Raw genomic sequence first — 22,484 nt, 5'->3', positions numbered from 1 at the left:
GGGTATGCATCCGAGCGTCGAGGGGTGGCGGGGACAGGGCGGGGACAGGGGTCCGAGCGTCGAGGGGGTGATTCAGGCGTCCTCGGTGATGACGGTGTATTCGAGCACCGGCCGGCCGGCCGCTCCGTACCGGGGTCGGCGGGCGAGCATGCCCGCGTCAGCCATGGCCTCCAAGTACCGACGTGCGGTCACTCGGGAGACACCGAGACCAACGGCGACCTCGGCGGCGGACTGTCCGGGTTTGACGTCGAGGACGGACTTCACTTCTGTCTGCACAGCATCAGGGACGCCCTTGGCGGTCGCAGTCACCGTGTGGGTGCGCAGTGCTGCGATTGCGGTGTCGACGTCGGTCTGGGTGACCTCGCCCTCGGTGCTGTCCCCGCCGAGGCTGTTGCGGAAAGAGGAATATGCCTCAAGTTTGGATTTGAAGACCGGGAAGGTGAACGGTTTGATGATGTATTGGGCAACACCATAGGACAGTGCCTCCTGCACGATCTGCATATCCCGGGCCGCGGTGACAGCGATGATGTCGACGTCGACGCGATGACCGCGGATGGCCCGGCAGACCTGCAGTCCGTGGCCGTCGGGAAGGTTCATGTCGAGGAGGACGAGGTTGATGCAGTCCGCATTGAGACCGTAGATCTTTCCGGTCAGAGCGGCCATCGCCTGAGTGGCGTTCTTCGCCACGCCGGCGAGGTGATAGCCGTCGATGCGCTCGATGTACTTCGCGTGGGCTCGGGCGGCGACTGCCTCGTCCTCAACCACGAGCACACCGATGCTCGACTCAGGCGCAGTTGTATCTGACATGCCGCCAGTCTAACCGTCGCCATTGCGGGTCTGCCGCTGTTCGTGTTACAGCCTGGGCACATCCGTGACACAGGACTGGAACGCTGCAAATCCTCAGGCGCGTTCGAAGATTGCGGCGATGCCCTGGCCTCCGCCGATGCACATGGTCTCGAGTCCGTAGCGGGCGTCGCGGCGCTCCATCTCGCGCAGCATCGTCGCCAGGATCCGGCCGCCGGTCGCGCCGACCGGGTGGCCCAGGGAGATTCCGGAGCCGTTGACGTTGAGGCGGTCGAAGTCGTCCTTGCCGAAGCCCCATTCGCGGGTCACGGACAGCGCCTGGGCGGCGAAGGCCTCGTTGAGTTCGATGAGGTCGATGTCGGCCAAGCTCAGCCCGGCCTTCTCGAGTGCCTTAGAGGTGGCCGGGACGGGGCCGATGCCCATGGTCTTCGGCGGCACGCCAGCCACTGCCCAGCTGACCAGGCGGCCGAGCGGCTTGAGCCCCTGGGCCTCGGCGGCGGCGCGAGTGGTGACGATGCTCGCGGCAGCTCCGTCGTTCTGGCCCGAAGCGTTTCCTGCGGTGACGGTCGCCTGGTCATCCCCCTTGCCCAGGATGGGACGCAGCTTGGCGAGCTTGTCGATGCTGGTGTCGGGACGGATGTGCTCATCGGCGTCGACCTGGTGTTCGGCGACCTTGCGGGTGCCGGGGATCGTCACCGGCACGATCTCTTCGGCGAAGCGTCCGTCCTTGGCCGCTGCGGCTGCACGCTGGTGTGAGTTGTATGCGAGTTCGTCCTGCTCTTCGCGGCCGATCGAGTACTCGCGGCGCAGGTTCTCTGCGGTCTCGAGCATGCCTCCGGGGACCGGGTAGTTCTTTCCGCCCGGAGTGGTGCGGCCGCGGCCCAGGGAGTCGGTGAATTCGGCGTTGCCGCCGCGGACACCCCAGCGGATGGTGTCGTTGTAGAAGGGTGCGTGGGACATGGATTCGACACCGCCGGCGATGACGAAGTCTCCGTTGCCGGAGCCGACGACCATCGAGGCGTCGATGACCGCCTGCAGTCCGGAACCGCAGCGGCGGTCGACCTGCTTGCCGGGCACGGTCACGGGAAGGCCCGCGTCGAGTGCGGTGACACGGCCGATGCAGGGAGCCTCGGAGGTGGAGTAGCCCTGTCCCATGATGACGTCAGCGACGAGTTCGGGATCGAGTCCGGTCCTGGCGATGAGTTCGCGGACTACGGTGGCGGAGAGCTCGTGCGCAGGGATGTCGCGGAACTGTCCTCCGAATCCTCCGATCGCGGTGCGCAGCGGTTCGCAAACGACGATGTCCTGGTCCATAGTTCCTCCACTCGTATTCGCTTCAGCCGATGACATGTGGTCGCCAGCCCGGCATTCCTGCATAACCTAAGCCGGATCCACACGATGTCGCGGAAATGTTTCATTCATTGGGACGTCGCCCACCACCCGCGACCGCCCGCTGAGCAGGTCAGACTGTCGGCCGCCTGTGAAATCGGCGCGAACTGTCGTGCCGCCGAGCAGCTCAGTCGCGGCTATCGCGGCTATCGCGGTTATCGCGGTTATCGCGGTCGTCGCTCACGATCTGGATCGGCCCCGTGGGCGGATTTCCCGTCGGCGGGTGGTTCGATGCCGCAGTCCGCGCGGAGGGGAGCCAGGATGTTTGGCCGAGCGCACCGGAATCGACGTACTCATCGTCGGGCAGCCACACCGTGAGCACAGCACCCTGGAAATCGTCGAAGTCCTCGCCTCGGCCCTGCACATCCACTGCCCCGCCGAGGCGACGGATCGCCTGGACGACCAGTGACAGTCCGACCCCACGGGTGCCGGTCTCCTGCCGGCCGAGTCCCTTGTCGGTCTCGACACCGTCGTGCTTGGTCGACCAGCCCCGTTCGAAGATCGCGTCGACGTATTCTTCGTCGATGCCCGGACCATCGTCGCTGACCTCGATCGTGAAGCCGCCTGCCCCGCCCGCCCCGCTCAGGTGCACATGCACCCGCTTGTGCTCAGGCAGCACGTCCTGCCTGCTGAGGGCGTCAAATGCATTGTCGATGAGGTTGCCGAGGATGGTCGCCAGGTCACGGTCGTCCCCGCCGAGGCGGCCGGAGAGTCCCGCCGTGTCCACCGTCATGTCGATGCCCACCTCGGCGGCTTGGGCGATCTTCGACAGCAGCAGTGCGGAGAGTACGGGGTGATCGAAGCTCATCTGGCCATCGCCGGTGACCCGGTTGAGGTCATCGAGGTCCTTGGCCGCGAATTCGATCGCCTCGTCGACATGTCCGGTCTCCAGCAGGGAGACGACCATATGGAGTCGGTTCGCGTATTCATGGGTCTGTGCGCGCAGAGAGTCGGAGAACGATCGGACGGAGACGAGTTCGCCGGAGAGTTCGGCGAGTTCGGTGTGGTCGCGCATCGTCACCACCCAGGTGTCGCTGGCGGCGTCGGTGGGCTGCTGGTTGACGACGAGCACCCGATCGTCGGTGTAGTGGATTTCGTCGCGGGCCCACCGACCAGACGAGAGCAGATCGATGAGGGCATCGGGAAGATGGAGGTCGCGCAGCGCGATGCCGCCGATCGGCGAGGTCGCCCCGACCGGGTCGTCTGTGCCTGGGACCTCCTCACCCGTGGAGCCATCGCCGGCAGAGGGAAGTCCCAGGAGTTCGCGTGCATCGGAGTTGATGAGGACGATGCCCGTAGAGCGGTCGACGAGCAGCAGGCCTTCAGATACGGCTTTGAGCACCGAAGAATAGAACTCGAGCATGTTGCGCAGCTCCGTGGCCCCGTAGTCGCCGGTGACTCGACGCAGGCCGCGGGAGGTTGCCCAGGAGGCGGCGATACCCAGGACCAGGGTCGTAATGGCGATGCCGATGAGCCAGTTGCTCTGGGCCAAGAAACCCTCCCGCACCGAATCGGCGGAGTTGCCGACGATGACGGCACCGACGACGGTGTCGGGACCGATGCCCTCGACGCCGAGGTGCTTCGCGAAGATCGGACTGATGACGTACATCGTGCCCCCGCCGGGACCGCCGTCGTCGAGGAAGCGGACGATGGACTCACCGTCGGAGACCCGCGAACCGTCGACTGCTGCGGCGAGCTGGTCGATGGAGTCATCGGGTACATCGCCCGAGTTCGAGGACACGATATTCGCTTCGTTGCGCTCCTGCCGGTTCGACGAACCCAAGGACGGAGGGGTGAGAAGGTAGTCGATGGGGACGACTGCGGCCACATCGAAGTCGTACTCGCTCACGACGTTGTCGAGCATCGTCTCGACGTTGTCATGCGAGTCTTGGTCGATGAAATCGGCCGGACTGGTCTCACCGGACCCGACGAGGCTCAGCGAGATCGACATATTGTCAGCCGCAGAGCCCAGCAGGTCCTGTTCGCGCTTCTGGTTCAGCTGAGAGAGCTGGATGTAGAGGAGACTCGTGGTCAGCACCATGATGCCCACGAGCATGATCGAGTTCGCGAACATGATGCGTCCGGCCACACCGAGCTTCATTCGTCGGCTCACACGTCCCACTGGTCTTGTCAGGCCTCCTGACAATTTGGCACGCTGATCCTTGGGCATGGCTCCATTCTGCCACCCACTGCGCCGAGGCCCGGGCCGATCAGCCGCCGAGGCTATTGCCGATCAGTCTCCGAGGCTGGGGTCGATCAGTTTCCGAGGCCCGGGCCGATCAGTCTCCGAGGCTGGGGCTGATCAGAGCCCGAGGCTGATGGGCCCGGAGGGGACGGCGGAGCACACGAGCACTTCGTCGGCGGTGATCCGCGCGGCAGGCTCCACTGGGTAGATGACCGACCCGGCGGCCAAGGACACGGCGCACGTTCCGCACGAGCCGCCCCGGCAGGAGCTGTCGGCTCGCAGTCCGCGCGCTTCCAGTGCTTCGAGCAGGGTCCCCTGCTGAGGTTCCCAGAGGAAGCTGGTCCCCGAGTTCTCCAGGGTCACCTCGGCGGGCGGGCACTGAGCGATGGCCTCGCTCATTCCGGTGTGCGGGGAAGCGAAGATCTCCTGATGCACCGCCGGGACTCCGGCCTCGGCGCTGGCGTCGAGCACTGCGCGGGTGAAATCGGCGGGCCCGCAGACCATGACGTTATCGCAGCCTGCCAGCCAGTCGACGAGGTCTGCGTGACCCGGCCTGCCCTGGCTCGCGGTGTCACGATGGTGGGACTCGACCGGGACCGCCCGAGACTCCGCCCGCTTCTGCAGACGGTCCCAGAGGCAAGCTGTCCGGTGGTCGCGGTCGACGTGGAAGAGCCTGATCTTGTCCGTGCCGGACAGTTGTGCCCCGCGCATCAGTCCGAGGCTCGGCGTGATGCCGATGCCCGCCGTGACCAGCGCAGTCGTACCGCCGAAGACCCTGTCGGCGGTCATCGTTCCGTGCGGACCAGACGCGAGGATGGATTGTCCGGCGGCGAGTCCCGCGACCGCTCGGGACCCCTTGCCCTGGGTGCGCACCGCAACCCGGACGATGTCATCGGACACGTCCGTGATCGTATATGTTCGCCAGAAGGGTTCGACCAGTTCGAGATGGACGCGCAGATTGGTGCCGGGTTCGTCGAACTGGCGGATCCAGCCCTGGTCGTCGCGCAGTGAGACCTCGACGATGTCGTTGCAGATCTGCTGGCTGCCCAACACCGTCATGAAGCGCGGGGTCCGCGCGGTCTTGACGAGCTCACGTGGGGCCTCGCCTTCGATCTCGATCTGATCACCGGTGCTGACCAGGCCGGATTCGAGGATGCGGCCGTAGATGCCGCAGTGCAGGTGTCCGCATGCCGAGGCCAGGACCCGGGGGACGTTGACGTCGACCTCGGTGGTGGCGGGGTTGACCGTAGTCGCCGGGCAGCGTTCGATCGCCTGAGTGATGGCCAGGCGCACCCCGCCGAGGCGGACGATCTTGCCGATGAGTGCGAACTCCTCGAAGGGAGCGAGCCCCTCGACGAGCACATTGCCGCGGAAGCGCAGCGGGTCGAGTTCGGTTTCGTCCGGCGCCAGAGCCGCCTGCCCCTCGGCGGTCTTGGAGATCGCGGCGACCGTGGCCGGGTTGATGATCGAGATTCCCGAGGCCTGCGAGTCGAACATCCCCTGATCCGCGACGCTCAGTGCGCGCGGGAAGTCACCCTGCGGGGGTATGCGGGCAGAGAGGAAGTCCGCCGAGGCGGCCCTTGAGTCCCGGTCATCCGTACGGAAGGTCGTGGACTCCTGGGTCGGGGACGTCATGGTCACGGTCGCCGAAGACCCTTCAGGCACTTCGGCGAGGTCGAGTGCCACCTGCCATTTCTGCAGGTCGGTGTTGTTCTTGAGCACGGTGAACGCGGAGTATCTGTGCCAGCTGTCGTCGGGGACGTCGAGGCTGCCGTTGGTGAACGCGGCGACCCGGTCGCCGATGATGCCTCGCTCGGTGCGCACATCCGCCACTGAGATCTCTTCGGCGGGGAACCCCTTGACGGGGAATCGATACAGTCTGGCAACACGCATGATTCGATTGTAGGAGCTTGGCGACGCCCGGTGCCCACGGTGAGACCAATTGCACAATGGCCGAGGCCCTCCATGCCAAAGCGCGCGAGGAGACCCGCCACTTGCCTCATACCCTAAGGGGGTATATAGTATCGTCATGACTGAGCATTATGGATATACCCCGCAGAAGGACGCCCTTGCGAAGCGGATGAAACGGATCGAAGGTCAGGTCCGTGGGATCGGAAAGATGATCGATGACGACAAGTACTGCATCGACATCCTGACCCAGGTCTCCGCAGCAACGGCCGCGCTGCACGCGGTCTCCATCAACCTCTTAGAAGAGCACATCGCTCATTGCGTGGTCGACGCCGCATCCTCAGGGGATGACGACGCCGCCCGCAAGAAGATCGAAGAGGCTTCAGCCGCTATTGCCCGGCTCATCAAGAGCTGAGGCGACATCATCGGCATACCTGCCGGTTGACGCGCGAAGACAGGAGACACATCATGAGAACAACCACCATCACCGTCAGCGGAATGACCTGCGGCCACTGCGTAGGCGCCGTACAGGAAGAGCTCGGAGCACTGCCTGGAGTCACCGACGTCGCTGTCGAGCTCAATGCCGGCGGGGACTCCCCCGTGACCATCACCTCCGAAAGGGACCTCGACGACGGTGCAATCAGCGCCGCCGTCGATGAAGCCGGCTATGAGGTGAAGTGATGTCACGCGAGGTCGATCTCGATATCACGGGAATGACCTGCGCATCGTGCTCGGCGCGCATCGAGAAGAAGCTGACACGTTTGGACGGAGTCAGCGCGGAGGTCAATCTCCCGCTCAATTCCGCCCACGTGGTCGTCGAATCCGAGCTCACCGACGCGGACCTCACTGCCGCCGTCGAGAAGGCCGGCTACGGCGCCACGGTCAAGACCACCTCGGCGAGCGGGCCAGAGATCGTCGATTACGATCCCAGGCATCTGCGGCCTCGGTTCCTCGGATCCCTGATTCTCGCCGTGCCGATCGTGGCCGTGTCCATGGTCATGAGCTGGCACTTCCCCGGCTGGCAGTGGATCGTCGCGATCCTCGCCCTGCCCGTGGTGACCTGGGGCGCGTGGCCGTTCCACTCGGCAGCGTTCAAGGCCGCACGGGGCAGGTCCACGACCATGGACACCCTGGTCAGCGTCGGAATCATCGTCGCCAGCCTCTACTCCTATATCACCTTGGGCCGGGCGGTGATCGAGGGCCACGGCTGGCAGATCCCCGGCGACTATCACGTGTGGTTCGAAGCCGCGGCCGCGATCACAGTGTTCCTGCTCATCGGCAAGCTCACCGAGGACCGGGCGAAGAACCGCGCCACCGCCGCCCTCAAGGCACTGCTGGGGCTGGGTGCCAAATCCGCGAGCGTGCTGCGCGATCGCAGCGACGGCGCTCGGGAGGAGGTCCAGGTCCCGATCGACGAGCTCACCGTCGACGATGTATTCATCGTCCGTCCGGGCGAGAAGATCGCCACCGACGGCGAGGTGATCGCCGGCCACTCCGCAATCGACCAGGCGATGCTCACCGGCGAATCAGTTCCCGTCGAGGTCGGACTCGGCGACTCGGTCACCGGCGCCACGATCAACACCTCGGGTGTGCTCGAGGTCCGAGCCACCCGAGTCGGATCCGATACGACCCTGGCCGCCATGGCTGATCTGGTCAGTCGTGCGCAGACGGGCAAACCGGCCGTCCAGCGCCTGGCCGACCGGATCTCAGCGGTTTTCGTGCCGATCGTCTTCGCGATCAGCGCCCTCACGCTCCTGGCCTGGGGACTGATCACCGGCGACTGGGCGATGGGCTTGCACGCCGCGCTCACCGTCCTCATCATCGCCTGCCCCTGTGCGCTGGGTCTGGCCACGCCGACTGCGCTGGCCGTCTCGTCAGGACGCGGTTCCCAACTGGGCATCCTCGTCTCCGGGCCCGAGGCGCTCGAGTCGACTCGTTCGATCGACACGGTCGTCCTCGACAAGACGGGCACCCTGACCACGGGCGTCATGTCCCTGCAGGCGACGCAGCTCAGTGACGAGGACTTCGCGGTTCTGGCTCGACTGGAGTCACAGAGCGAGCATCCCGTGGCCCGCGCGATCGTCGAGGCCGCCAGCACGCTGGGACGGTCCGACGCGGATTCGCGGGTCGAGGCTCAGCCGGTCGCGCAGGCGAGCGCACCTCAGGAACGATCGGCCGCCTCGGCGGTGGATGATTTCGAGAACATTCCCGGCGGCGGACTGCAGGCCACAATCGATGGTGCCGAGGTGCTCGCTGGGCGCCCGGATCTGCTCCGGGAGCGCGGGATCGACGTCTCGTTCTCGACTGTGGATGTGCCCACCGGTGCCACGATCGTCGCCCTGGCCATCGACTCTCACTTCCGGGGCCTGACCTTCGTCTCGGACGAGATCAAGGCCGGTGCCGCCGAGGCGATCTCCGAGCTGCACTCGCTCGGCATCAACACCGTCCTCCTCACCGGGGACAATGCCCAAGCCGCCGAGGTGGTCGCTGGCAAGCTTGCCATCACCGAGATCCGTGCCGATGTCCGTCCCGAAGGCAAGATCGCCGTGGTCAATGAGCTGCAGGCTCAGGGGCAGGCGGTGGCCATGGTCGGTGACGGAATCAACGACGCCGCAGCCCTGGCAGGTGCCGACCTGGGCATCGCGATGGGATCGGGCACCGATGCGGCGATGGCTGCCTCGGACATCACCATGGTGCGCTCGGATCCGCGTCAGATCCCGCAGGCGATCCGCCTGTCCCGGAAGACTCTGGGACTGATCAAGGGCAACCTGTTCTGGGCCTTCGCCTACAACACGGCTGCCGTTCCGATCGCTGCGTTCGGCCTGCTGAGCCCGATGATCGCCGGCGCCGCGATGGCGTTCTCCTCGGTCTTCGTCGTCCTCAACAGCCTGCGCCTGCTGAGGTTCAGGTAGGACGTCTCGCGCGCAAGCGCCCTCGCCGCGGTCACCCCGGTGAGGGCGCTTACGCGTCAGCCTTGGATACGTGAGGGGCGGTCGCCCCACTCCTGGTTGCGGAGTTCGAACTTCTGGATCTTTCCGGTCGAGGTCTTGGGCAGGGACTCTACGACTTCGACCTCGCGCGGGGCCTTGTACTTCGCGATCTGCGTGCGCACATGGTCGATGACCTCTGCCTCGGTCACCGGCTGTCCCTCACGCACGATGACGAACGCCTTCGGCCGTTCGCCCCATTTGTCGTCGGGGACTCCGATGACGGCGACTTCGAGGACTGCCGGGTGCGAGGAGATCGACTGCTCGATCTCGACGGTCGAGATGTTCTCTCCGCCGGAGACGATGATGTCCTTCGACCGATCACGCAGTTCGATGTAGCCGTCCTCGTGCATCACGCCCAGGTCACCGGAGTGGAACCAACCACCCTGGAAGGCCTTCGCGGTGGCGTCTTCATCACGGAAGTAGCCCTTCATCACGTTGTTGCCGCGCATCACGATCTCTCCGATCGTCTGTCCGTCGGCTGGAACATCGACGAGCTCGTCACCTGACTCGAGGGCGACGATGCGCGCCTGATCGGCCTGGACCATGCCGACTCCCTGCCGTGCGCGAAGCCTTGCCCGGGACTTGTCATCCAGTGAATCCCACGAATCCTGCCACTCGCACACCGTATACGGGCCGTAGGTCTCCGTGAGGCCGTAGACGTGCACGATCTCGAAGTTCAGTGCCTCCATCTGCCAGATGAGGGTCGGGCTCGGTGCGGCACCCGCCATCGTTGCTGTCACTGCCCGGTCGAGGGAATGCGCCTGTTCGGCGTTGATGACCGTGCTCATCACGGTCGGGGCACCGTTGAGGTGAGTGACCGTGTGACGATCGATGAGATCCCAGATCACGTCTGCGCGCACCTCGCGCAGGCACACCTGGGTGCCGCCGGCTGCGGTCAGAGCCCAGCCCGTGCACCAGCCGTTGCAGTGGAACATGGGCAGTGTCCACAGGTACACGCTCTTCTCGTCGTGTGCGGAGTGGATGACCTCGCCGAGAGCGTTGAGATAGGCGCCCCGGTGCGTGTACATGACGCCCTTGGGCCGTCCTGTCGTGCCGGAGGTGTAGTTGATCGACAACGTCGCGCGCTCGTCCTCGACGCTCCAGCTGAGTGCCTCGGCGTCAGCTTCGGCGCCGGACAGGAACTCGTCCAGGCCGGTCACGACGGGTGAGGACGAATCCGGGCGGACCGCCTCGGCGGAGGAATCGATCGTCGTGTCCTCGACGTCGACGATGCGTTCGACCGTGTCGAGGCCGTCGATGACGGGGGCGACGCTGGGCCACAGCTGCGTGTCCACGACCAGCAGCTTCGCCTGGCTGTGATTGCAGATGTAGCGGACCTCCTCGGGGGCCAGCCGGGTGTTGATCGGCACCAGCACGGCACCGGCCAGCGGCACGGCGAATTCGGCGATGAGTGCCTCTGGAAGGTTGGGCATGAGGTAGGCGACTCGGTCGCCGGGCTTGATGCCCGCTGCGCGCAGAGCATGCGCCCGGGTCTCCACGGCCGCGGCCATTTCGCGGTAGGTCATCTCCTGGTCGTTGTAGGCCACGGCGCGCTTGTCGGGAAAGACGTCGGCCGAGCGGCGCAGGAAGGACAACGGTGTCAGTTCTGTGTTCCAGGTCTCCATGGAAAAAGCCTACGTCACCGAGGTGAGCCTCAATCGACAGGGGGCTTGTCTGCTGACCGGGGGGCTTGTCTGCTGGCGGGGGTCCTGTCTGCTGGCAGGGGTTACGCGAGGACCGCTGTGCTCATTTGAGGATCGGGTAGGTCTGATCGTCATTCTGGGTGTCATTGCGCATCACCCAGTTGAGAATACAGGCGCAGGCGCTGACCAGGACGAACGCGACACCGGCATAGACGAAGGCGAATCCGAACGCGGTCGGGTCCTGCCAGGCGCGGGTGACGATGAGCGACAGGATCAGTACGGCGACGCCGCAGACGAGCCCCGCTTTGAACGCATCCTTGTAGGACACGGTGCTGGTGGACTTCTTCTCAGACTTCGATGCTGCCATGACCCCAGCGTACCGACTTCAGCTGAGAATCGGTGCACCGAGGTCGCTCGGCAGCCCGTAGGCGAGGTGGGCAATCGACCGTTCCTGATTCGCCCGAAACGGGACTCAGGTGGACTACCCGAGCAGAACAAGCAAAAATGTCTACGTGCCCATCCCCATTCGGCGCCCCTCAGATGAGGTGTCGCGCGCGCTCAGCCCGAACCAGGTCACCCCTGGTCAGAAGTCGCGCCCGCGCACAATCAGCAGAGCAGTGATCGCAACCGTCCTTGCGACGCTCACGCTGGCGGGCATGACCGCATGCGGTCCGGACAGGGGATTGCGGGTCGAACCTGAAGGTGAGACATCCCCCTCATTGTTCGAACCTGCCAACAAAGATTCGGGCCCACCCGACGACCCCTTCTCGCTCACGGAGATCCGCAAGCTCATCATGGACGCTTCTGGGGTCGCAGTGACGGGGAAGGCGACAGAGTCTGCGCAGGTCGTCGCCGACTGCAAGGAATGTCTCAAATTCTCAACGCCTTTCCTCAGTGACGATCAGAGGTTCCAACTCGTCACGGTGGCCAATCCGCAGCAGAAGAGCGAGATCGTTGCGGGCGCCGTCATCAGCGAAGAGGACGGCAAACCCCGCCTTGAGCTGATCGCCACCGGCAACCAGCTGAAACTCAGCCCAGGTAAGAATGGGACACTGGTAGTGCAGGAGGCGATGTACGCCGACGGTGACGATGCCTGCTGCCCTTCGGGTTGGTCGGTGCAGGTCTTCCGCCTGCATGAAGGTAGGTTTGAACCGGGTCAACGCTTCACGCGGCTTAATGGAGAAACGTAATGCATATTGTTCTGGTTGAGGATGACGAGGTCATCCGGGAGACAACCCAGATCGGCCTGGAACGGTTCGATTACACGGTGTCGGCATTCGCCGACGGTCGTGAGGGGTACGAGTTCGTCGCTGCACATGGTGCCGACGTTCTGCTCCTCGACCTCATGCTGCCCACAATGAACGGCGCATCCATCTGCCGGGCCGTGCGTGAGCGGTCCACCATTCCCATCATCATCATCTCCGCACGCTCGGATTCGATCGACATCGTCCAGGCGCTCGAAGCCGGAGCCGATGACTATCTCACCAAGCCTTTCGACATGCAGGTGCTCAACGCCCGCATCCGCGCTGTCGTCCGCCGTTTCATCACCACCGGCACCGACAAACTCGGCTATTCCCCGACCACCGATTTGGACGAGGAGCACGAAACCGTGATCGGCCCGGGCGGCATGATCACTGGGGACGGAATCCCCGAGGTGCTCGGAGCCAGCCCAGGCATGGACACCCGCGAACGCCTGAAGGCACAACTCGAATCCGATGACACGTTCCTGGGGGCAGGCGGAAAGTTCACCTCGGGGGACATGAACGACAGCGGCAACGAGCAGATGATCGGCGGCGATGTCACCGTTCCTCCCCGCCCTGACAGCTCACCGGCTATGCAGTCGGTGTCCAGCCAGGGCGGCTACAAGAGCATGGGCGCCAACAACAACGGCAGCACCGAGTCCGACCGCGAGCTCGGCCCGTTCCGGACGCGCTTGGGTTCCCTGGTCCTCGACACCGGTCGCCTGACCGTGGAGATCGACGGCGAAGAAGTCCACCTCACTCCCACCGAGCTGAGAGTCCTCCTGCTCCTGACCGAACAGCCCGAGCACGTCTACTCCCGTGAGAAGATCGCCTTCACCGTCTGGGGCTATGAATGGGCCGGCGACTCCCGTGTCGTCGACGTCCATATCCAGCGCCTGCGGAAGAAGATCGGCGCCAGCATGATCGAGACCGTCCGCGGATTCGGATACCGCTTCGCGGGCTGATCCCATGTCACTGCGCTGGAAGATCTCCCTTCTCATCGTTGCCTCGGTCATCATCGCCGTGCTCTCCTGCTCCATCGTGCTGCGCCAGTCCGCGGCCCGTGCCGAGGATGATCGTATGCGCTCAACCGTGACCGAGCAGCTCGCGAACTCCGTCGCGATCTTCTCCGAGACCGGAGTGCTCACCCTCAACGCCCGCATCGATGACCCTGCGCTGCCCAAGGACGCCCGCGCCCAGGCGCTCAAGGGCCAGAGCGTGACGATGCGCTCCGAGGTTGATGGTGAGGAGATCGTGTGGGCGGCCGCCCCGATCGAGGTCGGCACCTACACCGAGGTGATCTCCGTGCGCGCTTCGACCAAGGACAGCCAGGAGCTCATCGGCCGCATCGACCAGGCTCTGCTGGTGGGTATGATCGGCTCCTCGCTGGTCGTCGGCGGCGTCGGTTCCATCGTGGCTGGGCGCATCTCACGCAGGCTGACTCTGGGCGCCCAGGCCGCGCGGAAGATCGCGGCCGGAGATACGAGCATCAGGATCGCCGATGTCGTCGACGACACGGACCAGGAGGTCGCGGCCTTCGCCTCGGCGGTCGACACAGCCGTGACACGGCTGACTGAGCGCATCGACTCCGAGCAGCGCTTCACCGCGGACCTGGCACACGAGATGCGGACTCCGCTGACCGGCCTCGTCAACGCGGCCAACCTGCTCGAAGAGGATTCGCGTCCTGCCGAGCTCGTCAAGGATCGGGTGAAGCGCATGCAGGTTCTCGTCGAAGACCTGCTCGAAGTCTCGCGCCTCGATGCAGGTCGCGCGAACCCCGAGTTCACCCGCGTCAACATCGACCAGACGGTCCAGTCGCTGCTGGGCACGATGACGGCCTCCGGTGCTCTGGGCGGTCACGAGATCGACACCCAGTTCGCGGCTCTGAATTCGACGCTGGTCACCGATGTCCGGCGGTTCGAACGCATCATCACCAACCTGCTCGTCAATGCGATCAAGCACGGCGGGGACCCGATCCGCCTGGAGACGAGCACTCGGAGCATCACGATCACCGACTCCGGATCCGGCTACCCACCCGACATCGTCAACACCGGGCCGACCCGCTTCGTCTCCGCCGGTGGCGGAGGCATGGGACTGGGACTCGTCATCGCGCAGGGGCAGGCCCGTCTGCTGGGCATTCGCCTGATCTTCAGCAATGATCCGATCACCGGTGGTGCACGCACCGAGGCGATCTTTCCGGACCCCGAGGCACAGGACTTGGCACTCCAGCAGTATCTCGAATCTGCCTGAGGTTCCAGCAGGGCAGGTTCGCAGGAGCGATCAGCTGGCCCTCGCGCGGGGCGCAGTCAGCTGCGCAGTGCGCGGGAGTATCGCCTGCGGTAGATGATCTGGGCGAGGCGGACGAAGGGTTCGCCGAGGCGCCAGATCCCCATTCCCGCTCGTGAGACGGAGCGCAGCACGAGGAAGACTCGATCATCGTCAGCGTGGATGAGGATGAATGACTCCTCTCCGGTGATCGGGTGCCCGGGTTCCGTCCCGTAGGTGAAGCCACGTCGTGAGTCGGACTCGAAGACATCGATGACGCGTGCCGGCTCCGGCAGGCGGAACGGCCCCAGTCGCACGAAGATCGTCGGCTCCTGTCCGGCGCGAACCCGCGGGGAGCCTGTGCCTGCGCTCAATGACCCGGTGTCGTCCTCCGAAGCCTCCACACAGATGTCGAATCCGCTGCGGATCTTCACCTCCCAATGCAGGAGCTCCTCCGCGCAGCGGTCGAAAGTCTCGCGGCCATGCCCGACGAAGTAGGCCGATTCGAAGTGGCGGTAGCCTGCCGGCCGGTCGACCCACCGGGGTGAGAGCGGCTGAGTCAGTGGTTCCATGCCACCAACCTAACCGAACTCCGGCCACATCATCGCCGAGCCGTTACCGAATCCCGGACACACCGGTGCCAAATTCGAGGCGAACAAGTAAGGTGCCAAGTACTGACATTCCTTCAATCGAATGTCCGCTAAGAACACGCAAGACGCTCGCTGCTGACGACCGTCACGCACAACCGTCACGGATCAAAGGAGAACCAAGAATGCGCACACTCAATGGAATTGATGAGATCACCTCGCTCGTCGGCACCGAGTTGGGCTCGTCCGAGTGGACGACAATTGACCAGGCCGCGATCAACACCTTCGCCGATGTCACCGATGACCACCAGTGGATCCACATCGACGAACAGCGCGCGGCAGAGGGCCCCTACGGCTCGACGATCGTCCACGGCTTCTTCACCCTGTCCCTGATCCCGAAGTTCTCGAGCGAGATCTTCACCATCGAGGGAGTGTCCATCCGCGTCAACTACGGCCTCAACAAGGTCCGCTTCGCTCAGCCGGTGCCGGTGGGCTCCCGCCTGCGCGGCACCGTCAGCGTCAACGAGGTCATTCCCGGAGACAAGGGCACCCAGGTGATCCTCAAGCACGTCATCGAGATCGAAGGCGAAGAGCGACCTGCGTGCATCGCCGAGGTGGTCACTCTCCTCGTCGAGTGAGGCTACGCCACTTGCGCCGAGGCACGGGTTGCGTGTCGAGAAACACCCGCTTGTACCCGTCTTTTGACACTCGACCCGTTTCTCGGTTGCTGGTTGGCTCAGCTCGGACGGTAGGCGTCGAGCATCTGTGCGACGCGGATGTAGCCTAAGTGCGAGTATGCCTGCGGGTGATTGCCCAAGTGCATCTCCGCCACCGGGTCGTACTCCTCGGCCAGCAGCCCGGTCGGCCCCAGCAGGTTGTCCACCTGCCGGAACAGGTCCCAGGCATCGTCGATGCGTCCGACCTTGATGAAGGCTTCGATGAGCCAGGTCGTGCAGATGTGGAAGCCACCCTCAAGACCGGGCAGCCCGTCGTCGTAGAGGTAACGGAAGACCGTCGGTCCTACCCGCAGCTCACGCTCGATGGCGTCGACCGTCGAGACGAAGCGCGGATCATCGGCAGGCAGCAGACCCGAGAGCCCCACGAACAGGCAGGCCGAGTCGAGGTCGGCCTCGCCGTAGGCAACGGTGAAGGCTCCGACTTCCTCGTTGTACCCGTTCTCGAGCACGTCGTGAGCGATCTCCTCGCGCAGCTGCCGCCAGGCACCGGGAAGTCGGCGGCCGAAGCGTTCGGCGATCTGCAGAGCCCGATCGACCGTGACCCAGCACATCACTCGCGTGTAGACGTTGTGCTTCGGCGGCCGCCTGGCCTCCCAGATGCCGTGATCGGCCTCGAACCACCGTTTGCTCACGGCCTCGACCATCTGGCAGGTCAGCTGCCAATAGGAATCCGGAAGATCGCCGAGGTGCTCACTGAGTTCATTGAGGAGTTCCGTGACCGGACCGAAGACGTCGAGCTGGACCTGGTGCTCTGCCGCGTTCCCCACTCGCACCGGCCGGGATCCCGCATATCCGGGCAGGTGGGCCAGCACCGCCTCGGTGGTCAGTGCGGAGCCGTCGACGGCATAGAGCGGGTGGAGCTGCTCGGGAGACACGGTGCGGGCCAGGATTCCTGTCAACCAGGACAGGAAGCCCTCGGCTTCACCGGTGGAGCCCAGAGCGAGCAGGGCGCGCACGGTCATCGAGCCGTCCCGCAGCCAGGTGTAGCGATAGTCCCAGTTGCGCACACCGCCGATGCCTTCGGGCAGGGAGGTCGTCGGTGCGGCGAGCACTCCTCCAGTCGGTTCGTGGCAGAGGGCGCGCAGGGTGATCGCCGAGCGGATGACCTCTTCCCGATGGTGGCTGGGGACGTTGAGGGTGCCGACCCAATTCGTCCAGAAGTTCAGGGCGCGTTCGCGCACATGGTGCTCTCCACCTGTCGCCATGTACCTCGCGTCACCGGTGCCGGTGCCGCAGGCCAAGACGAGCACGACGGCTCCTCCAGGTTGCTGCGAAGGTACGACGACTGCCTCGGCGGTGTGAGACTGTCCGACATCGCAGATCTCGAAATCGATGCCCGGCGCGATCAGGGAGATGGGTTCGGAGGTTCCCAGCACCTGCACTCCGTCGTCTGTGCGCACCATCTGCGTAGGCACGGTCGCGTAGTCGAGGCGCGGTGCGAAGCGGATCCGAGCTGCGGTGTCGCCGGTGAGCACACGTACGACAATGGTGTCATCGCTGTTGGCGTCGACAGGGGCCAGGTAGTCAAGGCAGTTGAGCCCTGGCCACCGGGTCTCGAGCAACGTCGAGTGGGTGATGTAGCGCTGTGTCAGCGGCGCGGTGCCGGCCTCTGTCTCGACGGCGAAGAATCCGGCCGCCTCGGCCCCGAGGATCTCGGAGAACATCGATGAGGAATGCGGCAGCGGGTGCGGCATCCAGCAGATGCGGCCGTTGGGGTCCACGAGTGCCGTCGACTGACCATTGCCCAGTAAGCTGTGCCGGTGGATCGAGATCGCACGCCTGCCGAAGAGCCAGGACTTGCGCAGCTCATAGATCGCAGCGAGGACGACAGAGACCTCCGCCGGTGAGTTGATCCCGTAGTCGGCGTGGGTCTCGACGGGTTCGCTGCCGACCTTGAGCCCGAGGTCCTGCTCCCCGAGCGTTTCCAGGGCGAATTCGTCCGCGGTGTCATCGCCGATGAACACGACCACCTCGGCACCGGTCTGCTGCCGCAGGCGCTGGAGAGCCTCAGCCTTCGAGGAGGGGACGACCGAGAGGTCGATGACCTGCTTGCCCCGAGTCGGGAAGATCGCGTGAGTGTCGACGAGTTCATCCACCGCAGATTCGACCTTGTGGCGTTCTGCCTCGTCGAGCCCGCGCAGGTGGACAGCCGCGCCGGTGGTCTTGTGTTCGATGATCGTGGTCGGCAGCGTCTGGAACACGTCTCGCCGAAGGCCATCGAGAGCGGTGCGCTGCTCCGGATCGAGGCTGTCTATGGCGACAGTGTCCGTCTCTCCCCCGTGCGAGCCGAAGAGGTGGACCTCCCGGGGCAGCCGTGACATCGCCGCGAGATCGCGGAGGCTGCGACCGGAGATCACCCCCGCCGAGGTGGAAGGGAGCAGAGCGAGCGCGCGCAGTGAGTCGACCGAGGAGGTCAGCGGGAAGGCCCGGCCGGGGAGGTCGACGATCGGCGCGATGGTGCCGTCGTAGTCGGTGGCGATGAGGAGTGAGGGCGAACGTGAGACTTCGAAGAGTCGGCGGAAGAGCTCCGGGGAGAGTTCGCGGCTGGCTTCGGCCAGGTCGCCCAGGAGGCCCGAGGAGCTGACGGAGGCGGCAATGGGAGTCAGTGGGGAAAGATTCTCGTAGTCGTGCTCGACGGTGCTCATCTCACCTCGGTCTTCTCGAGTTCGGCTGGGGGCGTCGGGTGACGTGGTCGTCGGCGGCTGCGCGGCGAGCGTCAGTTCTAGTCGTCGGGAGCGTTTGGTGAGTCGGGAGCGTTTGGTGAGTCGGGAGCGTCTGGTGAGTCGGGAGCAGTTGGATCATCGGTCTCGGCTGCGGGGAGGCCATTGACGAATGTCTCTTTGCCGGCTGCGATCTGCTTGGCTCTGCTGATGCGTGAGTAGCCGCCGATGATGAAGATGACGCCGGCGATGAGAGTGGCCACACCGGTGAAGCCGAGGATCCACAGCGCACCGAATCCGTCTCCGAAGATGAGGATCACGCCGAGCAGCACATGGCAGGCCGCAGCGATGAGAAAGTCCGAGGCCATCGGGTGGGACTTGAGCTGACGGTAGTTGTACAGCTCGATGAGTCCGTGGAGCAGGGCCCAGATACTCATTGCCGCACGCAGTTCCGCGGGTTGGTCTGCAAGGAACAGGAACACGATCGCGGGGATAGTGATGACAGCTTGACCGTAGACCGCGGTGCGCACGCTCAGCGGCGAGCGGAGGGCTTGGTAGACAAGGGCGATAGCGAAGAGCACGAGGTAGCTGATGGACAGGATGTCGACGATGTCGACGCCCATCGACAGGTGTTTTGGGCTTGCCGCATCACGTGGCCAGAAGACCGTCGCGAAGCCGAAGGCGACGCCCAGGATTCCGCGGACGACCATCGGAGCACCGAGCGCTTTCGACTCGGAGATGGCCTGGGGCAGTGCTTCAGGTCGCGGTTGCGTGGGCTCGGTGCGCGGTTCGTCGGTACTCATCACACCACCAGTTTAGGTCTCCCACCTGAGTCTGTCTGGTACCGGGCACTCCTCTAGCGATTAACGTCTTTACGTAATTACGTATTCATTGTATTTTGGGGCTATGAGTACCCAGCCGAAGGATGATTCGAGGACCACAGTCGAGGCCCGTCTGGCGGAGCTCGAGCGCAAGGTCGCCGACCTGGAGAATGCAGGGGTCGGACCTGCTGTTCCTGCCGAGGCCGCCTCTGACTCTGCCCCAGGCCAACGGCCGGCCCGAGCTTCCGAGGACGATACCTTTTGGGCCCTCAACGGCCTCCTCGACCATGCGGGAGACGAAGGTGGTGTCGTCTACACCGGTCACATCACCCCGCCTGGCACCGAGTCCCCGGTTTCCTGGCAGATGGGCCTGCCCTCCGCTGCACTCGAAGACCTCAACTTCGCCGAGGCGGCCCCTGCCCTGGCAGCACTGGGCCACCCAGTCCGGCTTGAGCTCCTGCAGGCGGTCTACGAGGGCACGACCACTGTGTCCCAGCTCGGCCAGGATGACCGATTCGGCACAACCGGCCAGATCTACCACCATGTCCATGCCCTCGCAGGAGCAGGCTGGCTCGAGAGTTCTCGGCGCGGACACTGGAGGGTCCCTGGTCAGAAGATCATTCCCCTGCTCACGCTCATCCTCATCGGCACCCACTGACACCGCACTGACCTTGGGACAGGACAGCAAATGGATACCAGCACCAACGCCTCGCACACGAGCACCCCTCCCCCGCACCCGAAGAGAGCCACATCCCAGCGCCGGCCGACTGCAATCATCGCCGCTGTGATCACTGCGGCCCTCCTCGCCGTCATCACACCGTTGCCCCGCGGATTCCAAGGTCAGGCCACCGGCAATGCCGGTCTGGTCAAAGAGGTCGAGGAGACGCTCGGCAGCGCGCACTGGCATCATGTTGCGGCCGCGAAGGTCAACGGCGATGAGGTCACCTGGGGTGGGGTCGGTGCGAACGAGAATTCTGAGTTCGAGATCGGGTCGATCACGAAGACCTTCACCGCTGCGCTCTTCGCCGACGCCATCGAGCGGGGTGAGATCGACGAGAGTACCCGACTTGGCGATGTGTGGCCCGATCTCGAAGGAGAAGTCGCCCAGGTCAGCCTGACCTCGATCGCCACGCAACGTTCGGGTCTGCCCAAACAGGAACCGACGCTGGGATTCGGAGACGGCCTTGCGAGCCTACTTTCGCGATACCTCCACACCGACCCCTATCGCGGGACCGCGAGGGATCTCGTCGACTCCCTCAAGGATGCAGACGTGGGCGAGAAGGAGCCGGAGTACTCGAACTTTGCCTTCGGGATCCTCGGTCAGGCCCTCGCGACAGTCACCGGATCCAGCTACGGAGATCTCGTTCGTGACCGGATCACCGAGCCCCTGGGTATGGATAGCACGTACGTGCCCGAATCGGTGCAGGGACTGCCCCACGGTTACACGGCCTCCGGGCTCAGGGCCGCGCCCTGGACACTGGGCGGGACAGCCCCGTCGGGCGCCGCCAGGTCGACAGTGCACGATATGAGCATCTGGCTGCGAGCGACGATGGACGGGACGGCTCCAGGCGCGAAGGCGATCGACCCTCGCGCAGACTATGACGAGAGGGACCGTATCGGTTGGGCCTGGTTCACAACGAAGGATCGCAGTCCGAATCTCACCTGGCACAACGGCGGCACCGGTGGATACCGGTCCTACCTCGGTTTTGACCCCGAATCGCACGAGGGGATCGTCGTCCTCGTCGACTCGGCGAATTGGGTCGACGACGCCGCCGACCTGATCTCGTCGACAGGAGACCGATCATGAATCCCGAACTCGTTTCTCAGATCGCCAGCGCAGTCGTCGTCGCGTGGGGATCCTTCGCCGCCATCCGGGCAACTCGAGCGACAACTCGAACAATGCTGCTGAGCAATCTTCTCGTAGCCGTCGCCATGCTCCTGCTCGTCCGGCTCATCGCCGACTTCGGCGGATGGAACTCGTGGTTCCTATACGTCTGGATGCTCAGCCTCGGCGGCTATGTCATCGCGGTGTATCTGGCAGTAACGGCGTGGCCGAGCCTCTCCTGGCGGGCAGAGAATGAGAAGACGCGCCGGTCGGAGCTGACCAACCTCAGCGTGTCGAGCGTCCTCACGCTCGCTGTCTCCGGTGCCCTAGTGGTACCGGGACTGCTGCTGAGCTAGGCCCGTCGGCGTCGGAGAATACCGAGATCGCCGAAGCGTTCGCTCGCAAGAAGTGCGGACCGCTCAGTTCAGGAGCCGCCGGAGATCGTCAGCTTCCCGTCGGTTTCAGACACCGAAAATTCGGGGAGAGGCTCGGTTGCGGGACCGTCGGTCACCTCACCTGAAGTCGTCGAAAACCTCGAGGAATGACACGGACACACGATCTCCTTCTCGGTCACGGTGCGAACCTGGCAGCCCTGGTGTGTGCAGACGGAAGAGAAGGCGTGGAACTCGCCCTCCTTCGGTTGGGTGATGACATAGGTTTCATCGACGACGGTTCCGGATCCGACTGGAACCTCGCTAGCCTCAACGGTGGCATCTGCGCCAGAGTCGGACTGTGAGTCGTTCGGTTCCTCCGAGCTGCACGCCGAGGTGAGCCCAGCAGAAGACCCGATGACTGCCACGCCACCCACCACACTCGCTGACTTAATAATCGTGCGCCTGTTCGTTTCCACTGTGCACCTCAGTTTCCTGCCCATAGGCCGCTGCTCGGTTGTTCGGCTTCCAGGGTAGCGCGAGGAGATGACGCAGCAATGCCAAGAGACGGACTTTCCGTGTTTTCCTGGCTACGACAGGTCCATCTGTCACCTGCCGGCCGTTCCAGTGGGGCCAGTCGTGTGAAACGCTCCACTAGACCACCACCAAATACGCGACACCGCGACACCCACCGTGAGCACTACCCCACACCACGAACACGAAAAACAAAAAAAGGGGGCCACCCCGCAACACACGAGACAACCCCCAACACAACCCCACACCACTGGCATGAATACGAGAAAGGGGCCACCCCACAAAAGTGGAATGACCCCAAACCCATCAAAAAACATTGCGGCAGTCACTTACTCTCCCACAACCACCAAGTTGCAGTACCATCAGCGCGAATGGGCTTAGCTACCGGGATCGGAACGGTTAACCGGGCGTTTCCCCACCACTATCACCACCGCAAAACCAACAAACCACCAACCACCCCAAGAACCTCACAGTCCTCTAAGAGCGGCGTAGCGGTCCAAGAACCGTACAGCGAACGCGAACAC

General features: G+C 64.5%; 20 protein-coding genes and 1 rRNA gene. 10 read left to right on the top strand and 11 right to left on the bottom strand.

The genetic code is table 11. From position 1 onward, the window contains the following. Positions 1–72: 72 nt before the first annotated feature. The 4 genes from ACE03M_RS03670 to ACE03M_RS03655 all read right to left on the bottom strand — a co-directional run bounded on the left by ACE03M_RS03670 (position 73) and on the right by ACE03M_RS03655 (position 6,271). Positions 73–807 (bottom strand): response regulator, encoded by a 735-nt coding sequence (locus tag ACE03M_RS03670; RefSeq protein ID WP_143923856.1) that lies wholly within the window; start codon positions 805–807, stop codon positions 73–75. A 93-nt stretch (positions 808–900) separates the two neighbouring features. Then, entirely contained in the window at positions 901–2,118 is a 1,218-nt protein-coding gene (locus tag ACE03M_RS03665; protein ID WP_485932781.1) for an acetyl-CoA C-acetyltransferase, read from the bottom strand. Between the two features lie 202 nt (positions 2,119–2,320). Next, positions 2,321–4,363, bottom strand: a complete 2,043-nt coding sequence (locus tag ACE03M_RS03660; protein ID WP_485932780.1) for a sensor histidine kinase — start codon at positions 4,361–4,363, stop codon at positions 2,321–2,323. A gap of 132 nt (positions 4,364–4,495) precedes the next feature. Next, positions 4,496–6,271 carry an MOSC domain-containing protein gene (locus ACE03M_RS03655; RefSeq protein ID WP_143923853.1) on the bottom strand — a complete coding sequence of 592 codons (1,776 nt, stop codon included), beginning with the start codon at positions 6,269–6,271 and terminating at the stop codon, positions 4,496–4,498. A gap of 136 nt (positions 6,272–6,407) precedes the next feature. Between ACE03M_RS03655 and ACE03M_RS03650 the strand changes: the two genes are divergently transcribed. From ACE03M_RS03650 to ACE03M_RS03640, 3 genes are read left to right on the top strand one after another with little or no spacing between them, the layout of a single operon-like run. Beyond that, positions 6,408–6,701 (top strand): metal-sensitive transcriptional regulator, encoded by a 294-nt coding sequence (locus ACE03M_RS03650; RefSeq protein ID WP_143923852.1) that lies wholly within the window; start codon positions 6,408–6,410, stop codon positions 6,699–6,701. 53 nt (positions 6,702–6,754) lie between these two features. Beyond that, a complete protein-coding gene (locus tag ACE03M_RS03645; RefSeq protein ID WP_143923851.1) occupies positions 6,755–6,967 on the top strand; it encodes a heavy-metal-associated domain-containing protein in 213 nt (70 codons plus the stop codon). After that, a complete protein-coding gene (locus ACE03M_RS03640) occupies positions 6,967–9,198 on the top strand; it encodes a heavy metal translocating P-type ATPase (RefSeq protein ID WP_485932779.1) in 2,232 nt (743 codons plus the stop codon). The genes ACE03M_RS03645 and ACE03M_RS03640 overlap by 1 nt, the downstream gene beginning before the upstream one ends. A 56-nt stretch (positions 9,199–9,254) precedes the next feature. On the opposite strand, the gene ACE03M_RS03635 is transcribed toward ACE03M_RS03640, so the two are convergent. Together ACE03M_RS03635 and ACE03M_RS03630 are read right to left on the bottom strand one after the other, a co-directional pair. Beyond that, positions 9,255–10,901, bottom strand: a complete 1,647-nt coding sequence (locus ACE03M_RS03635; protein ID WP_485932778.1) for a long-chain-fatty-acid--CoA ligase — start codon at positions 10,899–10,901, stop codon at positions 9,255–9,257. A gap of 121 nt (positions 10,902–11,022) precedes the next feature. Then, positions 11,023–11,286, bottom strand: coding sequence for a hypothetical protein (locus ACE03M_RS03630; protein ID WP_143924672.1), 264 nt, complete (start codon positions 11,284–11,286; stop codon positions 11,023–11,025). A gap of 145 nt (positions 11,287–11,431) precedes the next feature. Here ACE03M_RS03630 and ACE03M_RS03625 point away from each other — a divergent pair, with 145 nt between their 5' ends. The 3 genes from ACE03M_RS03625 to ACE03M_RS03615 are packed head-to-tail and all read left to right on the top strand — an operon-like array spanning position 11,432 to position 14,410. Further along, the gene (locus tag ACE03M_RS03625; RefSeq protein WP_260848329.1) at positions 11,432–12,109 is read left to right on the top strand and encodes a hypothetical protein; all 678 of its coding nucleotides are present in this window, start codon (positions 11,432–11,434) and stop codon (positions 12,107–12,109) included. Then, the gene (locus ACE03M_RS03620; RefSeq protein WP_485932777.1) at positions 12,109–13,125 is read left to right on the top strand and encodes a response regulator transcription factor; all 1,017 of its coding nucleotides are present in this window, start codon (positions 12,109–12,111) and stop codon (positions 13,123–13,125) included. Before ACE03M_RS03625 ends, ACE03M_RS03620 begins: the two co-directional genes overlap by 1 nt. A gap of 4 nt (positions 13,126–13,129) precedes the next feature. Then, positions 13,130–14,410 carry a sensor histidine kinase gene (locus tag ACE03M_RS03615; RefSeq protein ID WP_143924669.1) on the top strand — a complete coding sequence of 427 codons (1,281 nt, stop codon included), beginning with the start codon at positions 13,130–13,132 and terminating at the stop codon, positions 14,408–14,410. A 56-nt stretch (positions 14,411–14,466) separates the two neighbouring features. On the opposite strand, the gene ACE03M_RS03610 is transcribed toward ACE03M_RS03615, so the two are convergent. Next, positions 14,467–14,997: a DUF1990 domain-containing protein gene (locus tag ACE03M_RS03610; protein WP_485932776.1), complete on the bottom strand. Its 531-nt coding sequence runs from the start codon at positions 14,995–14,997 to the stop codon at positions 14,467–14,469. Between the two features lie 200 nt (positions 14,998–15,197). Here ACE03M_RS03610 and ACE03M_RS03605 point away from each other — a divergent pair, with 200 nt between their 5' ends. Beyond that, a complete protein-coding gene (locus ACE03M_RS03605; RefSeq protein ID WP_143924667.1) occupies positions 15,198–15,650 on the top strand; it encodes a MaoC family dehydratase in 453 nt (150 codons plus the stop codon). A 98-nt stretch (positions 15,651–15,748) separates the two neighbouring features. Here the strand turns inward: ACE03M_RS03605 and otsB are convergent, their stop codons facing one another. Then, positions 15,749–18,394, bottom strand: a complete 2,646-nt coding sequence (gene otsB, locus ACE03M_RS03600) for a trehalose-phosphatase (RefSeq protein WP_485932775.1) — start codon at positions 18,392–18,394, stop codon at positions 15,749–15,751. Between the two features lie 77 nt (positions 18,395–18,471). Next, positions 18,472–19,212: an HdeD family acid-resistance protein gene (locus ACE03M_RS03595; protein WP_485932774.1), complete on the bottom strand. Its 741-nt coding sequence runs from the start codon at positions 19,210–19,212 to the stop codon at positions 18,472–18,474. 103 nt (positions 19,213–19,315) lie between these two features. On the opposite strand from ACE03M_RS03595, the gene ACE03M_RS03590 reads away from it, so the two are divergent. The 3 genes from ACE03M_RS03590 to ACE03M_RS03580 are packed head-to-tail and all read left to right on the top strand — an operon-like array spanning position 19,316 to position 21,411. Next, positions 19,316–19,888 (top strand): winged helix-turn-helix domain-containing protein, encoded by a 573-nt coding sequence (locus tag ACE03M_RS03590; protein ID WP_260848327.1) that lies wholly within the window; start codon positions 19,316–19,318, stop codon positions 19,886–19,888. Positions 19,889–19,918: 30 nt separating this feature from the next. Further along, positions 19,919–21,037, top strand: coding sequence for a serine hydrolase domain-containing protein (locus ACE03M_RS03585; RefSeq protein WP_143924664.1), 1,119 nt, complete (start codon positions 19,919–19,921; stop codon positions 21,035–21,037). Next, on the top strand, positions 21,034–21,411 hold the full coding sequence (locus tag ACE03M_RS03580; RefSeq protein ID WP_485932773.1) for a hypothetical protein: 378 nt from the start codon (positions 21,034–21,036) through the stop codon (positions 21,409–21,411). Before ACE03M_RS03585 ends, ACE03M_RS03580 begins: the two co-directional genes overlap by 4 nt. A gap of 68 nt (positions 21,412–21,479) precedes the next feature. Here ACE03M_RS03580 and ACE03M_RS03575 read toward each other — a convergent pair whose 3' ends face one another. Together ACE03M_RS03575 and rrf are read right to left on the bottom strand one after the other, a co-directional pair. Beyond that, positions 21,480–21,929: a QcrA and Rieske domain-containing protein gene (locus ACE03M_RS03575; protein WP_143924662.1), complete on the bottom strand. Its 450-nt coding sequence runs from the start codon at positions 21,927–21,929 to the stop codon at positions 21,480–21,482. Between the two features lie 347 nt (positions 21,930–22,276). Then, a 5S ribosomal RNA gene (gene rrf / locus ACE03M_RS03570) occupies positions 22,277–22,395 on the bottom strand. Positions 22,396–22,484: the final 89 nt, after the last annotated feature.

This window comes from Brevibacterium sp. AGC70 (assembly GCF_057334195.1).
The sequence above is the reverse complement of the archived record's forward strand: the minus strand, read 5'-3'. Positions and strand labels throughout refer to the sequence as shown.

What these genes read in the sequence shown, in the direction of transcription:
- ACE03M_RS03630 (WP_143924672.1), bottom strand. Translation starts at nt 11,286, where the DNA reads ATGGCAGCATCGAAGTCTGAGAAGAAGTCCACCAGCACCGTGTCCTAC.
- ACE03M_RS03665 (WP_485932781.1), bottom strand. Translation starts at nt 2,118, where the DNA reads ATGGACCAGGACATCGTCGTTTGCGAACCGCTGCGCACCGCGATCGGA.
- ACE03M_RS03640 (WP_485932779.1), top strand. Translation starts at nt 6,967, where the DNA reads ATGTCACGCGAGGTCGATCTCGATATCACGGGAATGACCTGCGCATCG.
- ACE03M_RS03580 (WP_485932773.1), top strand. Translation starts at nt 21,034, where the DNA reads ATGAATCCCGAACTCGTTTCTCAGATCGCCAGCGCAGTCGTCGTCGCG.
- ACE03M_RS03655 (WP_143923853.1), bottom strand. Translation starts at nt 6,271, where the DNA reads ATGCGTGTTGCCAGACTGTATCGATTCCCCGTCAAGGGGTTCCCCGCC.
- ACE03M_RS03610 (WP_485932776.1), bottom strand. Translation starts at nt 14,997, where the DNA reads ATGGAACCACTGACTCAGCCGCTCTCACCCCGGTGGGTCGACCGGCCG.
- ACE03M_RS03585 (WP_143924664.1), top strand. Translation starts at nt 19,919, where the DNA reads ATGGATACCAGCACCAACGCCTCGCACACGAGCACCCCTCCCCCGCAC.
- ACE03M_RS03575 (WP_143924662.1), bottom strand. Translation starts at nt 21,929, where the DNA reads ATGGGCAGGAAACTGAGGTGCACAGTGGAAACGAACAGGCGCACGATT.
- ACE03M_RS03620 (WP_485932777.1), top strand. Translation starts at nt 12,109, where the DNA reads ATGCATATTGTTCTGGTTGAGGATGACGAGGTCATCCGGGAGACAACC.
- ACE03M_RS03645 (WP_143923851.1), top strand. Translation starts at nt 6,755, where the DNA reads ATGAGAACAACCACCATCACCGTCAGCGGAATGACCTGCGGCCACTGC.
- ACE03M_RS03670 (WP_143923856.1), bottom strand. Translation starts at nt 807, where the DNA reads ATGTCAGATACAACTGCGCCTGAGTCGAGCATCGGTGTGCTCGTGGTT.
- ACE03M_RS03615 (WP_143924669.1), top strand. Translation starts at nt 13,130, where the DNA reads ATGTCACTGCGCTGGAAGATCTCCCTTCTCATCGTTGCCTCGGTCATC.
- ACE03M_RS03605 (WP_143924667.1), top strand. Translation starts at nt 15,198, where the DNA reads ATGCGCACACTCAATGGAATTGATGAGATCACCTCGCTCGTCGGCACC.
- ACE03M_RS03595 (WP_485932774.1), bottom strand. Translation starts at nt 19,212, where the DNA reads ATGAGTACCGACGAACCGCGCACCGAGCCCACGCAACCGCGACCTGAA.
- ACE03M_RS03660 (WP_485932780.1), bottom strand. Translation starts at nt 4,363, where the DNA reads ATGCCCAAGGATCAGCGTGCCAAATTGTCAGGAGGCCTGACAAGACCA.
- ACE03M_RS03590 (WP_260848327.1), top strand. Translation starts at nt 19,316, where the DNA reads ATGAGTACCCAGCCGAAGGATGATTCGAGGACCACAGTCGAGGCCCGT.
- otsB (WP_485932775.1), bottom strand. Translation starts at nt 18,394, where the DNA reads ATGAGCACCGTCGAGCACGACTACGAGAATCTTTCCCCACTGACTCCC.
- ACE03M_RS03635 (WP_485932778.1), bottom strand. Translation starts at nt 10,901, where the DNA reads ATGGAGACCTGGAACACAGAACTGACACCGTTGTCCTTCCTGCGCCGC.
- ACE03M_RS03650 (WP_143923852.1), top strand. Translation starts at nt 6,408, where the DNA reads ATGACTGAGCATTATGGATATACCCCGCAGAAGGACGCCCTTGCGAAG.